This is a genomic window from Bdellovibrionales bacterium (assembly GCA_041662785.1).
In the GTDB taxonomy this organism is placed as follows: Bacteria; Pseudomonadota; Alphaproteobacteria; order UBA9219; family UBA9219; genus UBA8914.
Map to the genome: position 1 here is coordinate 14,371 of JBAZRW010000013.1, position 17,245 is coordinate 31,615.

The 17,245-nt window shown below is 53.6% G+C and carries 18 protein-coding genes; 13 read left to right on the top strand and 5 right to left on the bottom strand.

The annotated features are described in order from the left end of the window. Nucleotides 1–14: 14 nt before the first annotated feature. The 6 genes from rplF (at nucleotide 15) to WC612_07800 (ending at nucleotide 3,320) form a co-directional block, all read left to right on the top strand. Nucleotides 15–548, top strand: coding sequence for a 50S ribosomal protein L6 (gene rplF, locus WC612_07775; GenBank protein MFA6280665.1), 534 nt, complete (start codon nucleotides 15–17; stop codon nucleotides 546–548). Between the two features lie 58 nt (nucleotides 549–606). Further along, on the top strand, nucleotides 607–969 hold the full coding sequence (rplR, locus tag WC612_07780) for a 50S ribosomal protein L18 (GenBank protein MFA6280666.1): 363 nt from the start codon (nucleotides 607–609) through the stop codon (nucleotides 967–969). A gap of 36 nt (nucleotides 970–1,005) precedes the next feature. Continuing rightward, nucleotides 1,006–1,566 carry a 30S ribosomal protein S5 gene (gene rpsE, locus WC612_07785; GenBank protein MFA6280667.1) on the top strand — a complete coding sequence of 187 codons (561 nt, stop codon included), beginning with the start codon at nucleotides 1,006–1,008 and terminating at the stop codon, nucleotides 1,564–1,566. A 30-nt stretch (nucleotides 1,567–1,596) separates the two neighbouring features. Next, complete coding sequence (rpmD, locus tag WC612_07790; GenBank protein MFA6280668.1) at nucleotides 1,597–1,860, top strand: 50S ribosomal protein L30; 264 nt, start codon at nucleotides 1,597–1,599, stop codon at nucleotides 1,858–1,860. A gap of 39 nt (nucleotides 1,861–1,899) precedes the next feature. Next, nucleotides 1,900–2,394 carry a 50S ribosomal protein L15 gene (gene rplO, locus WC612_07795; protein MFA6280669.1) on the top strand — a complete coding sequence of 165 codons (495 nt, stop codon included), beginning with the start codon at nucleotides 1,900–1,902 and terminating at the stop codon, nucleotides 2,392–2,394. Nucleotides 2,395–2,522: 128 nt separating this feature from the next. Beyond that, nucleotides 2,523–3,320: an inositol monophosphatase family protein gene (locus tag WC612_07800; GenBank protein MFA6280670.1), complete on the top strand. Its 798-nt coding sequence runs from the start codon at nucleotides 2,523–2,525 to the stop codon at nucleotides 3,318–3,320. 571 nt (nucleotides 3,321–3,891) lie between these two features. Here the strand turns inward: WC612_07800 and hpnE are convergent. From hpnE to WC612_07825, 5 genes are read right to left on the bottom strand one after another with little or no spacing between them, the layout of a single operon-like run. Beyond that, the gene (hpnE, locus tag WC612_07805; protein ID MFA6280671.1) at nucleotides 3,892–5,163 is read right to left on the bottom strand and encodes a hydroxysqualene dehydroxylase HpnE; all 1,272 of its coding nucleotides are present in this window, start codon (nucleotides 5,161–5,163) and stop codon (nucleotides 3,892–3,894) included. Between the two features lie 11 nt (nucleotides 5,164–5,174). Further along, the gene (hpnD, locus tag WC612_07810) at nucleotides 5,175–6,029 is read right to left on the bottom strand and encodes a presqualene diphosphate synthase HpnD (GenBank protein MFA6280672.1); all 855 of its coding nucleotides are present in this window, start codon (nucleotides 6,027–6,029) and stop codon (nucleotides 5,175–5,177) included. Between the two features lie 7 nt (nucleotides 6,030–6,036). Next, nucleotides 6,037–6,864 (bottom strand): squalene synthase HpnC, encoded by an 828-nt coding sequence (hpnC, locus tag WC612_07815; GenBank protein ID MFA6280673.1) that lies wholly within the window; start codon nucleotides 6,862–6,864, stop codon nucleotides 6,037–6,039. A 25-nt stretch (nucleotides 6,865–6,889) separates the two neighbouring features. Beyond that, a complete protein-coding gene (hpnA, locus tag WC612_07820) occupies nucleotides 6,890–7,888 on the bottom strand; it encodes a hopanoid-associated sugar epimerase (GenBank protein ID MFA6280674.1) in 999 nt (332 codons plus the stop codon). An 8-nt stretch (nucleotides 7,889–7,896) separates the two neighbouring features. Continuing rightward, the gene (locus tag WC612_07825; GenBank protein MFA6280675.1) at nucleotides 7,897–8,451 is read right to left on the bottom strand and encodes a type 4 pilus major pilin; all 555 of its coding nucleotides are present in this window, start codon (nucleotides 8,449–8,451) and stop codon (nucleotides 7,897–7,899) included. Nucleotides 8,452–8,599: 148 nt separating this feature from the next. Between WC612_07825 and WC612_07830 the strand changes: the two genes are divergently transcribed. From WC612_07830 to WC612_07860, 7 genes are all read left to right on the top strand, one after another. Further along, nucleotides 8,600–10,369 carry a hypothetical protein gene (locus WC612_07830; protein ID MFA6280676.1) on the top strand — a complete coding sequence of 590 codons (1,770 nt, stop codon included), beginning with the start codon at nucleotides 8,600–8,602 and terminating at the stop codon, nucleotides 10,367–10,369. Next, entirely contained in the window at nucleotides 10,366–11,721 is a 1,356-nt protein-coding gene (locus tag WC612_07835) for a hypothetical protein (protein ID MFA6280677.1), read from the top strand. The genes WC612_07830 and WC612_07835 overlap by 4 nt, the downstream gene beginning before the upstream one ends. Beyond that, a complete protein-coding gene (locus tag WC612_07840) occupies nucleotides 11,721–13,466 on the top strand; it encodes an ATPase, T2SS/T4P/T4SS family (protein ID MFA6280678.1) in 1,746 nt (581 codons plus the stop codon). Before WC612_07835 ends, WC612_07840 begins: the two co-directional genes overlap by 1 nt. A 13-nt stretch (nucleotides 13,467–13,479) precedes the next feature. Then, the gene (locus WC612_07845) at nucleotides 13,480–14,703 is read left to right on the top strand and encodes a type II secretion system F family protein (protein MFA6280679.1); all 1,224 of its coding nucleotides are present in this window, start codon (nucleotides 13,480–13,482) and stop codon (nucleotides 14,701–14,703) included. Nucleotides 14,704–14,705: 2 nt separating this feature from the next. Then, complete coding sequence (locus WC612_07850) at nucleotides 14,706–15,761, top strand: hypothetical protein (GenBank protein MFA6280680.1); 1,056 nt, start codon at nucleotides 14,706–14,708, stop codon at nucleotides 15,759–15,761. A 3-nt stretch (nucleotides 15,762–15,764) separates the two neighbouring features. Next, entirely contained in the window at nucleotides 15,765–16,277 is a 513-nt protein-coding gene (locus tag WC612_07855) for a hypothetical protein (protein ID MFA6280681.1), read from the top strand. A gap of 166 nt (nucleotides 16,278–16,443) precedes the next feature. Further along, nucleotides 16,444–17,103 (top strand): hypothetical protein, encoded by a 660-nt coding sequence (locus tag WC612_07860; protein MFA6280682.1) that lies wholly within the window; start codon nucleotides 16,444–16,446, stop codon nucleotides 17,101–17,103. The last annotated feature ends 142 nt before the right edge of the window (nucleotides 17,104–17,245 follow it).

Below are 17,245 nucleotides of genomic sequence, written 5' to 3' on the forward strand. Positions count from 1 at the left end.
GTTGAGGTTCAATTATGTCGCGCGTAGGAAAACATCCGGTTCCATTGCCGCAGGGCGTTACCGCTGAAATTAAGGCGGGCTCTGTCACGGTTAAGGGCAAGTTGGGAACGCTGAATCTGTCTTATACGGCTGATGTCGAAGTCAAGCTGACCGACGGACAGCTTGTTGTCACGCCCGCTCTTAAATCGACTAAGGCTCGTATGATGTGGGGCACGGTACGCAACAACTTGGCCAATATGGTCAAGGGCGTCAGCGAGGGCTTTAAGAAGGTTCTTGAGATTGAAGGCGTTGGCTTTCGCGCAGCAATGCAGGGCAAGGATCTTGTCATGCAGCTTGGGTTTAGCCATGAAGTGCGCTATCCTTCGCCTGATGGCATTGAGATTAAGGCTGAGAAGCCAACCCAGTTGTCGATCAGTGGTTATGATCGTCAAAAAGTTGGTCAGGTTGCCGCTGAAATCCGCAGCATGAAGAAGCCAGAACCCTATAAGGGCAAGGGCATCAAGTATGCTGGTGAGCGCGTCCGCCGTAAGGAAGGCAAGAAGAAATAAGGTTTGTTCTTAAAAGAACAAAGAGAGTTTAGAAGAATAAGGTAAGAGGGATCAACCCATGTTAAATACAAAAGAACTGCACGAACGCCGCAAGACGCGCACGCGCTATCAGATCAAGAGAAAGGCCGAAGGCCGCGCTCGTTTGTCTGTTCATCGCACGGGCGAAAACATCTATGCGCAGATCATCGATGACGCCAAAGGCGTGACGGTTGCTGCCGCGTCGACGCTGGATGCCGATCTTCGCAAGAAGCTTAAGACAGGCGCGGATAAAACAGCCGCTGCCGCTGTTGGAAAACTGGTTGCTGAACGCGCCAAGAAGGCCGGCTACACGCAGGTCGTTTTTGATCGCGGCGGTTATGTTTTCCATGGTCGCGTAAAAGAATTGGCCGACGCTGCACGCGCTGCAGGGCTCGACTTTTAAGAAAATATGTCTCGATAGGGAGCTTAAGGAAAAAACATGGCGAAGCCGAAGAAATCAAATAGTCCAGAAGAACGCGAAGGCAGCGATTTGATCGAAAAGTTGGTTGGCATTAATCGTGTCGCCAAAGTCGTCAAGGGCGGTAAGCGTTTTGCAATGGCCGCGCTGGTCGTTATTGGCGATGGCAAGGGTCGCGTTGGCATCGGAACAGGTAAAGCTCGTGAGGTTCCTGAAGCAATCCGCAAGGCGACGGAAGCCGCCAAGCGCAAGATGGTTCGCATTCCATTGCGCGAAGGCCGTACATTGCATCATGATGTTCGCGGCGTCTATGGCGCGGGCAAGGTTGTTCTTCGTGCGGCTCCTGCCGGTACGGGCATCATTGCTGGCGGCCCGATGCGCGCTGTTTTTGAAGCCTTGGGCATTCAGGACGTTGTGGCCAAGTCGATTGGAACTTCTAATCCGCACAATATGATCAAGGCAACTTTTAATGCTTTGGATCAAGTTGCTAGCCCGCGTTCTGTTGCGATGCGTCGCGGCAAAAAAGTCAGCGATATTCTTGGCCACAAGGGCGAGGCCGCCGCTGAAGCCAAAGAAGCGTAATTTTTGTTTTTCTAAGAAGTGGTTATGACGATGGAAACCAAGACAGCAAAGACAGCGGCTCCTGCCGCTAAAAAGACAGCCGCTCCCGCCGCTAAGAAAACAGCGAAGGGAAAAACCCTTGTTGTTGTTCAGCATGGTAGCATGACATGTCTGCAAGCCGCTGCGCGTGGAACGCTTGTTGGCCTTGGCCTTGGCAAGCCGCGCTCGCGTCGCGAACTCGAAGATACGCCTGCCGTGCGCGGCATGATCCGCAAGGTGCGTCATCTTGTCACGGTTGAAGGCGAAGACGCCTAAAGAACATAAGAAGTTAGTTTAGAAAAAAGGACGATCATCATGAAACTCAACGATTTGCGCGATAACCCAGGGGCACGCAAGAACCGGACTATCGTTGGACGCGGTATTGGTTCTGGCAAGGGCAAGACCTGCGGCAGCGGCGTTAAGGGTCAGAAATCTCGTACGGGCGTTGCCATTCGCGGGTTCGAAGGCGGCCAGATGCCCCTTCACCGTCGTCTGCCGAAGCGTGGCTTTAAGACGATGTTCCCCAAGGATTATGCCGAGCTGAATATCGGTCGCCTTCAAGAAGCGATTGAAGATGGTCGCGTTGATATCAAGACGGTCATCACAGAAGACAAGCTTCTTGAAATCGGTTTGGTTTCGAAATCCAAGGACGGCGTTCGTTTGCTGGCCAAAGGCTCCATCACGACTAAGGTTGAGATTGCCGTTGCGGGGGCTTCTGCCTCTGCCATTGCTGCCGTTGAAAAAGCGGGCGGCAAGGTAACGATTTTGGCCGTTAAGAAGGAAGTCGTCAAGAAAGTGAAAGCCGCCTAGGCTCTGGACTTGACGATAAAGTTTTGAGAGAAGTTATTTGAAAAGGTGGCGTATTTCATGCGCCACCTTTTCTCTTGAATCCGGATGGCGTGAATAACGCTTCGGGCAACAACGAAGGAACTTTCATTATGGTGATGCGCCCCGCTTTGATAAATGTGATGGCCAAGGCCGCTGAAAAGGCTGGCAAGGGATTAAGCCGCGATTTTGGTGAGGTCGAACATTTGCAAGTCTCGCGCAAGGGGCCTGCGGATTTCGTCAGCAATGCAGATATCAAGGCGCAGAAAATCCTTCGCGAGGAGCTGATGAAGGCGCGTCCTACGTTTGGTTTCTTGGGTGAGGAAGCCGATGGCGAGGCCGACACGTCCGGCAAGGCCGAGCGTTGGATCATTGATCCTTTGGACGGTACGACTAATTTCCTCCATGGTGTGCCCCATTGGTGCATTTCCATTGCGGCTGAAAAGGCTGGCGAGATTATCGCGGGCCTTATCTATAACCCCCTCACGGATGAAACCTTCTGGGCTGAGCGCGGCATTGGCGCGTATTGTTCAAACAAGCGCCTGCGCGTTTCGGGTCGCAATGATCTGTCCGAATGCTTGATCGCGACGGGTTTGCCTTTTAAGGGCAGCAAGAAAAACGATGCCCAAGTGATGAAAGAACTGGCCGCGGTGATGCCCAAGGTTGCGGGCATTCGCCGCGCTGGTTCAGCGGCGCTTGATATGGCTTATGTCGCGGCGGGACGCTTTGATGGCTATTGGGAATCCGGCCTTGGCATTTGGGATATCGCGGCGGGTTATATCCTTGTCAAAGAAGCGGGCGGGTTTGTCAGCCCCATCGTCAAGGGCAAAGATCCTGTCAAGGACGCCGCGCTTATCGCCACCAATGCCGAAATCCACGACAAGATTGTGAAGCTGGTAAGGGCGGCGTAAAGAGGCAACATGCGCCGCCTTTTGACTTCCGAAAAAAACCAATGGAATCAACGAATCTTGTTTTTTTGGAGGCCGTACGTTGTCCGGAAGGCTACTGAGAGACGCTTTTCGAGTCTGTTTTCGCGCTTTAACCATATAAGCCCATGAAATATAAGCGATTGTATAAAACGTGGGCAGTACCACATCCCATTGAAAACAAACGCTTTTCTGGATCATCTTTTTGCGGAAACAAAATTGAGCGAAGTTTTGGTGGAAATGGGCGCTTTCCCCCTCCGTCATCTCGCACCCCTCTACGCCCTTTGGGCTTCGCGGGGCAGGCAGCGGATGGCTCGGAAGCGTCAGACTCACCCCCTTCTCGTCATCCCCGACAAGCCTGTCAAAGCGCGGAAGCGCGAAGGCGGGCGCAGATCGGGGATCCAGGGGACTGGGCGATAAACGGAACGATGATGAGGGCGGAGAGTGAGGCTGGATCCCAGATCAACTTTCTTTCGCGCAAAGAAGCGCGAAGAGAAAGTTTTCTGGGATGACGGTGGAGATGGGAGGCCCTTCGCGACGACGGACGGTAACGTCCTTACCCCTCGCTCCAGCGCATGACGGTTTGGGCGGCTTTGACGCCTGAGCGCAAAGCGCCCTCGATGGTGGATGGCAGGCTGGTGGCCGTCCAGTCTCCCGCTACAGCAAGGTTCTTCCATCCGATATAGGCCGCTGGGCGCATTTTGTTTTGCGCGGGCGTGGCGGCAAAGGTCGCACGCTTTTCGCGCACAACGCGCCATGGCGGCGTTTTGGCAGGATCAAGATCGAACAGCTTAGCCAAATCTTCCCATACGGCGCTCGCCCATTCCTCTTGTTCAATTTGCTGATCGTCATAGCGGTTCGCGGCGCTGATCGTCACGGACACGACGCCTTGCTTGACGAAGACCCATTCCGCCAGCCCGCCGACAAGACCTGTGAAGCCTGCCGGATTGTGTGGCACTTCGATGCGGTAATGCACGTTGGTGATGGCTCGAAAGTCGGATGGCACCAGAAGGTTGGGAATGATTTCCTGCGCGACCCAAGAGGGAACGGCCAGAATAACCCAGTCTTGCGGTGCAACGGGCACGACGTGATTGGTGAAATCCAGAGCCGTAACCTGACCTTCTGTTGTGACATCCATAGCGCGAAGGCGGGAGCCGAACTTAATCTCGCCGCCGCGCTGCCGTAGTGTCGTCAAGCAGGGCGTGACGAAGGTTTCCGTCAGCCCTATCTTGGGGAGAAGGGGACAACACGCCGCACCGCCGCCGCCAAAGCTTTGCGAGAAGAGGTTGGCCAGCAGGCTGGCAGAGGCGTTTTCGGCCTCGGTGTTCAGGGCAGCGATGGCCAGTGGCTCCCAAAAGCGTTTGTATAGCGTTGTTTTGGTGTTCATGCACGAAGCGACCGTATCGTCTTCGCCCGCAAAAAGGAATTGCGCGGCGGATAAATAATCCTTTGCCTTTGTGCCCGCCACGCGACGCTTGGGATCAAAGATCCACCACGGCACGAGGCCGTTGTTCATGCGAACGCTCCAACGCTCGCCTGTGTCCAAATCCATAAACGGAAAGAGAGGTTCCTTGTGCCGCGTGACCGTCTCACTTGCGCCCGAAAGCTCTAGGTAGTCTTGCACCGCGACGTTGCCCGACAGGACAAGATGGTTGCCGTTGTCGATCCGGCAATCAAGACCTTTGTCGTAGTACGAGCGACACCGCCCGCCCGCGTAAGGCGCGGATTCGTACACGATGATCTTTTGATCCATCAACGAGAGCTGAAGCGCGGCGGAAAGTCCCGCCATGCCCCCACCGATGATATGAATGGTTCTTGGGGTTGTCATGGGATAATGGTTTACCCCATCAGTCCGCGTAGCGCCAGACGCAGTTTTTGCCAAAAAGACAGGGAAATCCGGCGGGTGGGATCTTGCCAATCGGCTTTGACCAGCGCGTCGTAAATGGCGCGGTAATAATCGCGCATAATACGGGCGGGGCGCATGGCGGTGGGGTCGCACTGGGCTATCGCCTTATCGGTTTCCTCAAAATGGCTTTGGGCGATTTGGGCAACGGCGCGGCACGCGGTGGGCAGGTTGGGGTGCATAAGAACATCAAGAGGCTTAAGGACAGTCAGGCCGCTTTGCGTGAGTAATTCTTGGGGAAGATACAGGCGTCCCCTTTGCGCGTCTTCGGCCAGATCGCGCAGAATGTTGGTAAGCTGCAGGGCGCGGCCAAGATGGTGCGCGACGCGCATGGCGGCCTCGCTGGAATCGCCGAAAATCCGTACCGAGGCGCGACCCACGGCGCTGGCTACATGATCGCAATAGGTGTCCAAATCTTTGAGCGGTGGTGCGACGATGGCCTCCCGTGCGTCCATGGCCATGCCCTCGATGATAGCCTGAAAATCGTCCTCGATCAGGTGATAGGCTGCGATGGCGGGCAATAGGGCGAGGCTGATGCTATCCTCGGCTTCTCCCATGGTGAAAAGAGCGTGGATGCGTTTTTGCCATAAGGCTAAACCGGCCTCGCGCGCAGCGTCCGTGGGCGAGTCATCGGCGATATCGTCAACCTCGCGGCAAAAGGCGTAAAGGGCGAACATTGCCTCGCGCCTCTCGCGTGGCAATACGCGCATGCCAGCCGCAAAGGACGTGCCCGATTCTTTGACGCGGCGCAAGACATCCGCTTTGGCTTCGTCGAGGGTGATTGATGACATCGTGGCGCTACATCCACATCTTGATAAAGCCTGTCGCCATGGCTGTTAGCTTTTGACGTTGGCTAAGTTTGACATCGTCCTTTAGCGGATCGCGCTCACGCAACAGTTTGACAAGGCGAACGGCAATGGTTGTCGTGACCGCCGTATCATAGCGCAGGCGCGGGTCGCGGATTTGGCTTGCGAACGTCTGCGCCAGCTCGACCATTGGCCCCATTTTGTCCAGCATGGCCATCAGCGTTTCGTGCAGAGCGGGGGTAGACTCCACGCCTGCCAGTGCTTCTGGCGTTGCTCCTTTAACAGCCATCATGTCGAGAGGGATATAGACGCGATCCAGCTGCCTGTAATCGTCGGCGCAATCTTGAATATGGTTGATGATTTGAAGCGCCGTGCACAGGGCGTCGCTGGCGGGCCATGTGCTTTTGTCCTCGCCATGCAGATCCAGCATGTAACGCCCCACAGGCGCGGCAGAATAGCGGCAATAGTCAAGGAGCTCCTCCCAGTTTTCATAACGCAGCTTGGTCGCGTCGCGCTTAAAGGCGATCAGCAAGTCCCGCGCATGTTGTGGCGTGACGCCCGTTTCCGCCAGACTTTCGCGTAAGGGAATGAGGGCAGGAATGGTGTCATCATTGGGAGTCATCAGGGCTGTGTCAAAGCGATTCAGCCGCGCGACTTTCTCACTTGCCGTCAGCATGGGGTTGTCGCTGATATCGTCGGCAGCGCGCGCAAAGGCGTAAAAGGCGCGGACGTGAGGGCGGTACTGTGGCCCGACGAGTTTTTCGACAGGGAAGTTTTCCGTTTTTTCGTTCTTGCCGCTGGGCGTTTCGAGGGTATCCATAAAATCACCTTATCTGAGTTAAGTGTTATAAATACTCGTTTTTCTTGAACCAAGCAACGGCATCGGCGATGGCATCTTGAGCGGGGCGGGGGGCATAGCCAAGCTCGCGCTTGGCCTTGCTAGATGAGAAAAACATCTTCTTTTTGGACATTTTAAGGCCATCGACGGTGAGCATAGGCTCTTTGCCCGTCATCCTTGCTATGAACTCTGCCGCGTAAGCCATCGGAAACAAAGGAAGGCGTGGCAGCTTGAGGGTAGGGGCTTTGCGCCCTGTCAGACCGGCCACAATCTTCAAAATCGCGCCGAAAGCAAGGTTCTCGCCGCCCAGAATGTAACGCTCGCCTATTTGACCTTTTTCAAAGGCCAGCCAATGCCCCATCGCGACATCATCAACATGGGCGATATTCAGGCCTGTATCGACAAAGGCGGGCATACGTCCCGCCGCCGCTTCGATAATAATCCGGCCCGTAGGCGTGGGCTTGATATCGCGAGGCCCTATGGGCGTCGAGGGGTTCACGATGATGGCGGGGAGGGCGCTTTCGCGGATAAGGACGCGCACGACTTCCTCGGCCAGATATTTGGAGCGCTTGTATACGCCGACCATGTTGGCTAGCGAAACGGGTGTATCTTCCGAACCCTCGCCGCTTTTTGGAATTCCTAAGGTGGCGACCGAGCTGGTATAGACGATGCGCGGGATTCCCGCCTTTTGCGCGGCGAGCATAAGCGCCTTTGTCCCGTCGATGTTGATGCGGTTCATGGCCGCCTCGTCAGGAACCCATATCCTGTAATCTGCCGCGACATGGAAAAGAACAGAGCAGCCTTCCAGTGCTTTGGCATAGCTTGCGGGGGCGGTCAGGTCGCCTTCGACGATGGTGTAGTTTGTCAGGCCCTCTAGATTGCGGCGGTCATTGTGTGGGCGGCATAAAAGCCGCAAGGCAAAGCCTTGGTTTTCCAAGAGCCGCGCCACTGCCGCGCCGACAAAGCCCGTCGCGCCCGTGATAAAAGCTGTTTTTTGTTGAGTCATAAGAGGGGCTAACCTTGAATATTATAATTGAAACTGGCCCTTGTGCAGGCAGGAACCGTGGTTGCCGTTACACTGCTCAGTTGATCGGAGGTGGTATAGCCTCCTCCGCCAAAATCTATTTTTGTAAGCCCCCGATCACGGTTGGGGCCAGCGGCGCGCGCTATAAGTTGCGCGCAAACCTCGGTTGGAAGGGGGGGGAGATAAGTAATCTCGAATCTGGTTGCTACCGAAGGCTCTATCTTAACATCTGTTCCCCAAGCCGTTTGGGGAAAGGCTTTTCCGTCTATTATCATGGAAGGTGGGAAGATTTCCGCTTTCATCATCAATTCTGTAAAATTGGCTGTCCCTGTTTTCATGGGGCGGCTTTTATAAAGGGATCGCATGTTCTGGACGATCATGGCCTGATCCTCCACCGCCTTATTAATGTTTTTGTTGCTTGCGACTGAGCTGGCTGCGCCCCATATGGCGGCCATCACGATTCCCACAACGCCTAGGACGATGGCGGCCTCGGTCAGCGTAAAGGCTTGGCGGCGATTTTGGCAGGAAAGAGAGGAAGTTAACATAAGCGGGTTCCTTTATTGAGGATTTCTCTGTTTATAGGCCTTTTTCCCTTAAAAGAAGTTAACGAATTATCAACTTAAAATGCGGTTAATCATAGGGTTGGAATCCGCCTGCTAAACGACGGAGCCCCCGAAGAGTCATGGTGAAATAATGCGATCCGGTTTTTTCTTTCTGCCAGTGCTATTGGCCATCCTTCTTGGATGCACGGATGTTGACGTGCCCAAGGCTAAATCCACGACAGGACGTCTGCCTACTGTGGCGGAAGTTCCCGATCCTGAGGAAACGGTGCGAGGCGCTGAGGATCCTCCCATCGTAACCTTGCATCTGGGGTCGCGGTTGCATGAACGCCGTCTAAGCCGAACGGAAGAGCTGCCTGCCAACATCATTGTTCCCAATACCAATTTGAACGCCGTTCCTGTGACGTCAGCGTTGCAAGCCATTTTGTCGGGGACGGATGTGTCTTTGTCGTGGGAGGCTGGATCGTTTGATAGCCGCCTTGTGACGGTCACAAACCTGAGCGGTTCTTTGCCCAAAGTGGTGGAGAAAGTTTGTACCTCGGCCAAGGTTTTTTGCAGTTTCCGTAATGGCCTTCTTGAGCTGAAGGAAAAAGAAACCTTTATCATCGATCTTCCCACGGTTCCCACTAAGACAAGCGCCACGGGCGCGGCGACGAATACGATGGCGGACACGATTGGCGAGTTGGCGGGGGATAAGGCGCGCATTGATCTTCAGGGGGGCAATCTTCTCTACACAACGGATGTGGATGGTCAGGAGCAGGTCAAAGAGTATTTGTATAGCTTGCGCCATGGACGCCCGTTGGTTGTGATGCAGCTTTATATTTGGGAGGTTGTGCTCAACAAAGATCGTGCCGCTGGCGTTAACTGGAGAAGTTTCAGCCTTGAGAAGATGGGAACAAAGGCTGAGAACATCCTTTTAAGCGGCACAACGGGGTTTGCCAGTTTGGCCTCACCGGGGGTTAGCCTTGGTGCGACCTTTAGCGGAAAAGTTGATGCCGAGTCTGTCCTTCAGTTCCTTTCAACACAAGGGCAGGTTCAAACCATCAGTAATCCGCAGTTGACCTTTGTTTCGGGGTCTAGCGCTGATTTCCGCGTGGGCGGCAAACAACGTTACATCTCGCAGGTGGGGACGAACAGCTCTGTAGCGGGGACAACATCATCCACGACCAGTAGCAATACTGTTTCGACGGATAGCATTGACACGGGTCTTAAGATCAGCGTTGGGGGCTCTTTCGAGTCCAGCATTATCTCGGCCAGTCTTGACCTTGAATTGCAGGATGTCATTAGCCTGAACCCGACAACGATGGAAAATGGCACAACAGTGGATTTGCCAGAAACGTCCGAGCGCAAGGTTACGACATCGCTTCGCGTGCGGCCGGGGGATAACCTCGTTCTCGCGGGCCTTGTCTCCTCACGCGATACCAATGATCGTGATGGCGTGCCGTTGCCGTTTGGGGCGTCGCTGAATGCTTATGGGCGCGATCAGTTAAAGAACACAGAGCTTGTCATTTTGGTCAAGCCATCCGTGGTTGTGTTTGCGGACTCCGAAGAGGAGCCTGCGGCAACAGCGCCTGCCAAGAAAACAAAGAAGACGGCCAGTAAACCTATCGAGCAGGATGCGATTGTGATTGACAAGGATGGCGCCCAAACAATGGCGTTGCCCATTTCGCCTTCCTCCTCATCCTCCTTTGACCCTTTGCCGCCTGCAAAACCTGAATTGATGGTAAAGGAAGAGCCGTTGCCGCAGCCTCTTTCGCAAGCGATGGCGGAGCCCGTTGCCGATGGCGCGCCTGTTGACAAACGCCTTATGCAGCGCGGATTCAGTCATGCGTTTGATGAAATGCTTTCGCCTGCGTCTTCGCCTGTTGGCGCGCCTATGTCTTTGACAGGGGGCGGGTTATGACGGTTTTTCGCTTTCCCTTGGCTCTTGTCTTGGTCGCTTTGCTGACGCTCTGTGGCGCAGAAGCTTGGGCGGCGCGTGATGCTTCCTTTTTAGCACCTGGGTCGTCCTCTCGCGGTTCCTCGCGCACCGATCAGGATATTATTGTTGAGCCGAAACCCGAGGTCGATGTGGGGGAGACTCCTCTTAATGTTGGGCGTCGCGCCACCTTCTTTTTTGTCAATCAGTCTAATGTAGCCGTTGAAATCGAAAGTATTAAAGCCAATGTGGATAGCAACGTGCGTGCGGATATTGTCGCCGATGATTGCAGTAAAGAGGGTAAGATTCTGGCCGCCAGTCGTTGTTCGGTCACGATAGAGACAACGCCGACGGGGGCAGGGTCGTGGACGGCAGAGCTTCTTCTTACCCACAAGGCGGCGGGGCGGATCGCACGGGCGCGGGTCATCGGCAGGACAAACGCAGGATCGACGGATAAGGGTGGGACGGGGCTTTCCCTTAGCACCAAAGACATTAAGCCCATTGATTTTGGCGAGATTGAAGTGGGGACGGATAAGGCCGTGCGTTCGGCTTTGATGGTCAATGATGGCAATGAAGTGATCACGATCCTGTCTATTGAGGTGATTGCGGCTGAAAACGGCTTGCAACGCCTTGAGCAAGGGTGTGCGCCGGACATGGACCTTAAAATGGGCGAGTCCTGCCCCGTGACCATGGTCTGGAAGCCTGAAGCAAAGGGCATTCTTTCCACCGATTTAATCATTCGTCATACAGGTCGCCTTGGTTTTGCCGTGATCCCTATTCGTGGCGTGGCCAAGAGCGAGAAGGCCGAGGCGGGTTCCTCAAAAAATGACGCAACGGGCTCTTCCAAAAAAGGCGGTGGAGCCTCTGGCGGGATTCCGATGCCGCCAACAGCCGATGAGCTTGAAAAGATGATGGCGGGGAAGATTCCGCCGCTGCCGTCTGACGCGCTTCCTATGCCTGATCATGAGGGCGGGGCGGGCGCGACAAAAACGGTTTCTAGCGGCACGTATCACTTGATCGGAACGGTAGGTAATCGCGCGCTTATCTACAAACCAGATGGCACAACGGCTGTCGTGACGGTAGGCGAGTCTTTTGATGCGGGCGAGGGGAAAGAGGTCAAGCTGACCTACCTTGAGGCCAAGAAAGCGGAAATCCTCGTCGATGGGAAAAAGAAAATACTTATCCTTGAGGCAGCGGCTTCCTTGACCAACAAAGCGGCGCAAACCCGTGATCAACAAAGGGCGGAAGATCAAGTTCAGAAAAAGGGACAGAAAGCATCAACGCCTAAAACCGATAACATGGAAAAGAATTCTGTTCCGCTTCCGATGGGGAAGTAATGAGCGATCCTGTAACAACCGTTGAATTGCTTCCCTCTGGCGAGAAAAACATCCAGTCGCGCCACTATGAATTGGCCTTGGCCGAACAAACCATGCGCCGTGCGACGGGACGCTATTTGACGATTGAAGAAATCCTTCATCGCAACGGTTTTGTGGCTGAGGGCGTTGATCGTCTAAAGAGTAAGGGCGCGGCGCGAGAAGACCTGACGACGCAGGCCTTGCGTCTTTATGTCTCGGTGGCCAACCAAACGGCGATGGGGCTTTGCCTGTTGGAACTGAAGGACGGTATTTTACGTTTGGCGTCAGGGGATCGCGTCGATGATGCCGATCTTTTGCGCATTACCACCGCTCTTCAACGAGCTAACCGCGACGTTCTTAAGATAGAGGTTGAATCGTGGGATCGCGCTGAACTCGCCCGCCTTATGCGCGAACAAAGCGAGGTGGCGGGTGAGCGTCTGTTGCGCATCTTTGCCGCGCTGGCGCGTGATCCTGATGATGCCAGTTTGATTGAGCAAGCGCTCAACGATATTTTGGCCGAAGCCTTGCAAAGCCGCACATCGGATATTCATTTCTCCTTGCAAGAAGATGATGCGCGGTGCTGGATCCGTTACCGCGTTGACGGTGATCTTGTATACAAGCATTTGATCCCTCATCGCGTCATGGCTCCACTGGTTACGCGCATTAAGACGGACTCGAAAATGGATGCTGCCGACAGGCAACATCCACAAGATGGCCGTTTGGGGTTTGAGTGGCAAGGCCGCGTCATCGACGTTCGTGTGGCCGCCTTGCCGGTCGCGCCGTCTGGTGAAAAACTCACCCTTCGTTTGCTGGATCGTGAAAACCTGCGTACCTTTGACGAGTTGTTTATGCACGCGCCCTCTGTGGCCGAGAAACTGCGTAAAGCGGTTCATGGCCACACCAAAGATGGCGGGTTGATCGTCGTCAGCGGCCCGACAGGTTCTGGTAAATCAACAACGCTTTACGGTATTATTCAGGAAATTGACCGCTCGGCCCGCGCCGTTTATTCGGTTGAAGCGCCTGTTGAATATGATATGCCGCTCGTCGATCAAACGTCTGTGACCGATAACTCGGCCAACTCGATTGCCGATATTATTCGCGCCCTTATGCGCCATGATCCTGATGTCATTATCGTCGGCGAAATGCGTGACGGTGACACGGTCGAAGCGGCGCTTCGTGCGACGGAGTCAGGCCATTTGGTTATCACGACCGTTCACGCGGTTGACGCTTTGCATACGCTGGATCGCGTTGACGGTTTCCTCAGCGCGGCGTATCGCACCAGCGGCCTTTATATTCTGGGGCATGCTCTTGTGGCGTCGCTTTCTCAGCGTCTTGTTAAAACGGTTTGCCCCGCGTGCCATACGCTTGATACGGCCATTCGTGTGTTTCAGGATGAAGCGCGGTGCGCCGACATTGGCCTCAGGCCAGAGGAAAACGTCGCGCTGGTCAGCCATGGCGGCTGTGACCTGTGCAATCACACTGGGTTTTTAGGTCGTACCCTTGTTCTAGAGGCCATGTTCCCGCCAGAGGATCAGGCCAGTCGTCGTGCGATTACCGAGATGATGGTCTCGAACGTCACAACCTCGGTTGTCGATGTGCCGGGCACGATCTATCTGCCGCGCCGCGAGTCCATTCGCGATCTTATTCGTCGCTGTGCCATTGATGCCAATATGGGCGCTTCCTTGATGGTTGAAGAAGCTTCCTCGCGTCAGGGGCGTGGACGGTGAGGGGGGGCGCGCTATGAAGCTTTATCATGCCCGTTATGCTCAACCGACCATCGGCGGCGCTGTTCTTATTCATGAGGAAGATTTTTATCTTCCCGATGTCCACTCTGTTCGGCGCCAGCTTCGTGGTCGAGGGGTTTGGCCCATCAACATTCATGAGCAAAAGCCGCCCCTTTTTGAATGGATGGATGTTCGTTCGCGCGATTGGCAGATGCAGTTGCTTCGCGCCATCCGTTTTCAGTCGGCGACAGCATCGGCGGGAACGGCTCTTTTGAACATTATCGAAGGCGAAGAAGATCCCCGTCGCCGCTTGGCCTTTCTGCCGACCCGCACCGTGCTGAAGGGCGGTGGATCGTTTTCCGAAGCCTTGCGTGAGCTTAAGCTTATGGATGCGCCGACGATGGCTATTATCACGGCGGGTGAACGCGCTGGCGATCTTAAGGGCGTTATCCAACACGCGATTGAGCATGTGGAGCAAAAAGGAACCCAGTACAAAACGATCATTGCGGCGCTTAGCTGGCTGTCCTTCGATATTATCTCGACCATTGGTTCTATTTGGGGCACGCAGTTTGGCTTTATCCCCTATTTGAAGGAAAAAGGAACAAACAGTACCGATCCTGTTGTCATCGCCAAGTTTGAGCGAGGGATCAAAATGGTTAGCTTTTTGAATATGACGATGTTGATTGTGTCATCGCTTATTATTTTAGCGGTTATTTTCTTTGTCCTTTCCTATTGGCGCAATCGGCACAAAAAGGATCACTATACGGCGCGTATGATGATGCGGATTCCCCTCCTTTCCCCCTATTTGCGCAATGTTAGCTTGAAAGATACTTGTAAGCTGATGACCCGCCTTTTGCATGGCAAGGTTCCCTTGGCTGAAGCTTTAGAGATTATTATCGAAAGCTCTGTCGAGCCTGCTGCGCGAGGTTATTGGGCGGAATGTAAACAGAAGATTCTATCGGGCGTAGAGCCTGCGCGGGCCCTGTCGCGTTGGCCTCTTTCCAAGCCTGAACGGGATCAGATCAGGACGATCCAGACCGTGGATCAATTGGGCGAGGTCTATGAATCGATTGCCGTGGAAAGGGACTTGATGGCCAAGGCGGATCAGCGCAAGATACTGAAATTCGGTTTGTATTTGCTCATTGGTCTGTCAGGCATTACAATTTTGACAACGATCTATCTGCTGATGCTTCAAAATCAAAACTTCCTCAACAGTCTCACGGAAATGCGCGGAGGATAATAATGGTAGAAAAGGGACTGGTTGCAAAGGTCATGAACTTCTTTGTCGGCGGTGGACGCCACGAGGATCCTTTGTATGAGGAAACCGCTAAGGATTCTTTTTCTGCTGAGTCTTCCAGTACATTGATTCAATCGCTTGTGGGGACGGTTTCTGCTGTTGGCGATTATCACTTTCCTGCAGACATCATTGGGGGGTGTTGTCCGCGTGTGGTGGGGAGTGAGCAAGAGATCGTCTGGAACGCCGCCGCTGAGGCGGCGGATACCGAGCGGATTCATATTGTTTGGCAAGCCCAAGGCGATAAAATTTGGTATCTGGTCGTGCGCTCCTCGGACATGGGGTCGCATCCCAATACATGGTGTCCTTTTGCTTCTTGCCTTCCGGGGATGAAGGATTCATCGGAACCACCTGTCATTTATACTTATTTCAGTGATGAATCGGCGACCATGATGACGGTTCTAAAGGATGGGTTGCAAATCCATCGTGGGACATCTTCTGTGGTGCGCGCCAAGGCAGAGCGCATGTCGCGTGAGCTTGGCGACGCGCCTGTGATTGAGATGATCCCTGATCGCATCGAAAAGCTCTCGCCGATTCCATGGTTTTCGCTTTCTCTCTTTGAAGAAAGGTCACGGCGCGTTTTGGCGGCTCTGGCTGTTTTTAGCGCGATGATTGTTTTGAGCCTTGCGATCGTTGTTTGGTTTTTTGCAACGATGTCGGCGATGCGTTCCAATACGAACCTTCACGAAATCCAAGAGCGATCAGAGCAAAAATCGGTTCAACTTCTTCATGCCGTTCAAGCGCAACGCGCCAGTCCCATGCGTGAACAGCTGGCCAAATTTGCTGATATTAACGATGGCCTTTTATCGTTAAATGGGTATCTGGATATTTATCTGATCACAGGAAATAAAGTTCTTTGGCGTGCGATTGTTCCTGAAAATGTCACATCAAACCGAATCAATGATCTTGGTGGGCAGACCCTTGAGTCCGGAGGTGAGTTCGGCGTCGTGATCGGCAATTCGCCTGAGTCTCTATCGGCTGGGCAAGTGAAGAAGGGAAGATAGGAAATGAAAACCGAAGGGCTTTCTTTTACGCATATGCTGGCGCCTCGCTTGATCGGTCGAGTTGTGCAGTCTTTTGATAAAGCGACTATTGTTATTGTCGCCTCTTGCTGGGGGGCTGCGCTTTTGGTTATTGTGTTCGCGCTCTACACCCTCAACCTGTCCGTGCAGTCCAAGAAAAGCGTTGTTGAGGCCTCTGCACGAGAACCTTTTCTTCCTAAGATTGTGATCAAGGCCCCAGATGCCTCGGAAATAGGCGTTATTATTGATCGTATGAAAAGTCGGTTTCCTGACATTACGTTTACCTTGGCCAATGACCAGTCCCTAGCCATTTCTGCGGTTGAAGGGGCGAAATTCAGGACGTGGCTTACGGTTTTAAGTTATGTCGATACGATTTCCCCCCAATATCGTTGGCAAATCAAAGATTTCTGTGTGGGGATGAAGTGTCCGGCAGCCACGCCAATGAAAGCGACCCTCGTCGCCCAGAAAATAACGTTTTTGATGCCCGATTCAAAATAATAATGGCTTTATGTCTATGGGTAGAGGCTGGCTTGAAAGCTGTTGCATTTATGGCTGGTTATGACAAACTGGCAACGTCGAATCGTAGCTTTTGCAAGAGTAATCTTTGGTTAACTATCTCGCCGTAGATTGTTCAGGAGCTTAAAAACTTGAAACAGGGGATCCCATGATTGGCATTGTATTGAATAGACCTCACCAACGTATGGGATCGTGTGCCGGCATCGCGATTGGCCCCATCCTGTTTATTATTGCGGTTCTTGGCATTTTGGCGGCGGCCATTGCGGCTGGCAGTGGTTCCTTTACAACGGGAACAACCGGTGAAGGTAACAGAGCTAAAGCGACGGCTATGATCGATATGGGCCAAAACCTGAAAATTGGTTTTGAGCGCATTCTTGGTAACGGGATTGATTTTTCAACCGTTGATTTAGATCCCGTTAATACAACGTTATCTACCCACCTGTTCTCCCCACTTGGTGGCGGTATCACGTCTCCTTCCGTTTCGATGGCGGCGGCTCCGGCAACGGATGTTTGGAATTATCCTTTGATTGCTATTCCTGCCATTGGCACGACGGCTGGAAGCCGCGTCGCTGTTTTACGCGTTGCAGAAGGCGTCTGTGACGAGATCAATTCTAAGGTCAATACGATGGCTACCGGTGCGGCGCATGGCGCGACAGATGACATTGGTGACTTTGGCCTTGGAACCTTGATTGATGGAACCAATTGGCCTGGCATTTTTGATGGTAAAATGATTGGGTGCGTTGAAAACGAAAACTCAACGACGATTGCCGCTGGCTTTTACTTCTATCAAGTCTTGGGCGTCCGCTAATACTTGAACGTAAGGGATAACAAAACGAGGGGCCTTTGGCTCCTCGTTTTTTTGATCCGCCCTGTATTATACCAACAAGCGAATGAAGTGACTCGTAGAGAAAAAATAAACGGGATGCACGCTTTCGCGGGCATGACGGTGT

Bases quoted from the DNA above. Each gene is read 5' to 3' on its own strand.
- hpnD (MFA6280672.1), bottom strand. From the start codon at position 6,029: ATGTCATCAATCACCCTCGACGAAGCCAAAGCGGATGTCTTGCGCCGC.
- WC612_07845 (MFA6280679.1), top strand. From the start codon at position 13,480: ATGAAGCTTTATCATGCCCGTTATGCTCAACCGACCATCGGCGGCGCT.
- rplF (MFA6280665.1), top strand. From the start codon at position 15: ATGTCGCGCGTAGGAAAACATCCGGTTCCATTGCCGCAGGGCGTTACC.
- rpsE (MFA6280667.1), top strand. From the start codon at position 1,006: ATGGCGAAGCCGAAGAAATCAAATAGTCCAGAAGAACGCGAAGGCAGC.
- WC612_07860 (MFA6280682.1), top strand. From the start codon at position 16,444: ATGATTGGCATTGTATTGAATAGACCTCACCAACGTATGGGATCGTGT.
- rpmD (MFA6280668.1), top strand. From the start codon at position 1,597: ATGGAAACCAAGACAGCAAAGACAGCGGCTCCTGCCGCTAAAAAGACA.
- WC612_07800 (MFA6280670.1), top strand. From the start codon at position 2,523: ATGGTGATGCGCCCCGCTTTGATAAATGTGATGGCCAAGGCCGCTGAA.
- rplO (MFA6280669.1), top strand. From the start codon at position 1,900: ATGAAACTCAACGATTTGCGCGATAACCCAGGGGCACGCAAGAACCGG.
- WC612_07850 (MFA6280680.1), top strand. From the start codon at position 14,706: ATGGTAGAAAAGGGACTGGTTGCAAAGGTCATGAACTTCTTTGTCGGC.
- WC612_07825 (MFA6280675.1), bottom strand. From the start codon at position 8,451: ATGTTAACTTCCTCTCTTTCCTGCCAAAATCGCCGCCAAGCCTTTACG.
- hpnC (MFA6280673.1), bottom strand. From the start codon at position 6,864: ATGGATACCCTCGAAACGCCCAGCGGCAAGAACGAAAAAACGGAAAAC.
- rplR (MFA6280666.1), top strand. From the start codon at position 607: ATGTTAAATACAAAAGAACTGCACGAACGCCGCAAGACGCGCACGCGC.
- WC612_07835 (MFA6280677.1), top strand. From the start codon at position 10,366: ATGACGGTTTTTCGCTTTCCCTTGGCTCTTGTCTTGGTCGCTTTGCTG.
- hpnA (MFA6280674.1), bottom strand. From the start codon at position 7,888: ATGACTCAACAAAAAACAGCTTTTATCACGGGCGCGACGGGCTTTGTC.
- WC612_07840 (MFA6280678.1), top strand. From the start codon at position 11,721: ATGAGCGATCCTGTAACAACCGTTGAATTGCTTCCCTCTGGCGAGAAA.
- WC612_07855 (MFA6280681.1), top strand. From the start codon at position 15,765: ATGAAAACCGAAGGGCTTTCTTTTACGCATATGCTGGCGCCTCGCTTG.
- WC612_07830 (MFA6280676.1), top strand. From the start codon at position 8,600: ATGCGATCCGGTTTTTTCTTTCTGCCAGTGCTATTGGCCATCCTTCTT.
- hpnE (MFA6280671.1), bottom strand. From the start codon at position 5,163: ATGACAACCCCAAGAACCATTCATATCATCGGTGGGGGCATGGCGGGA.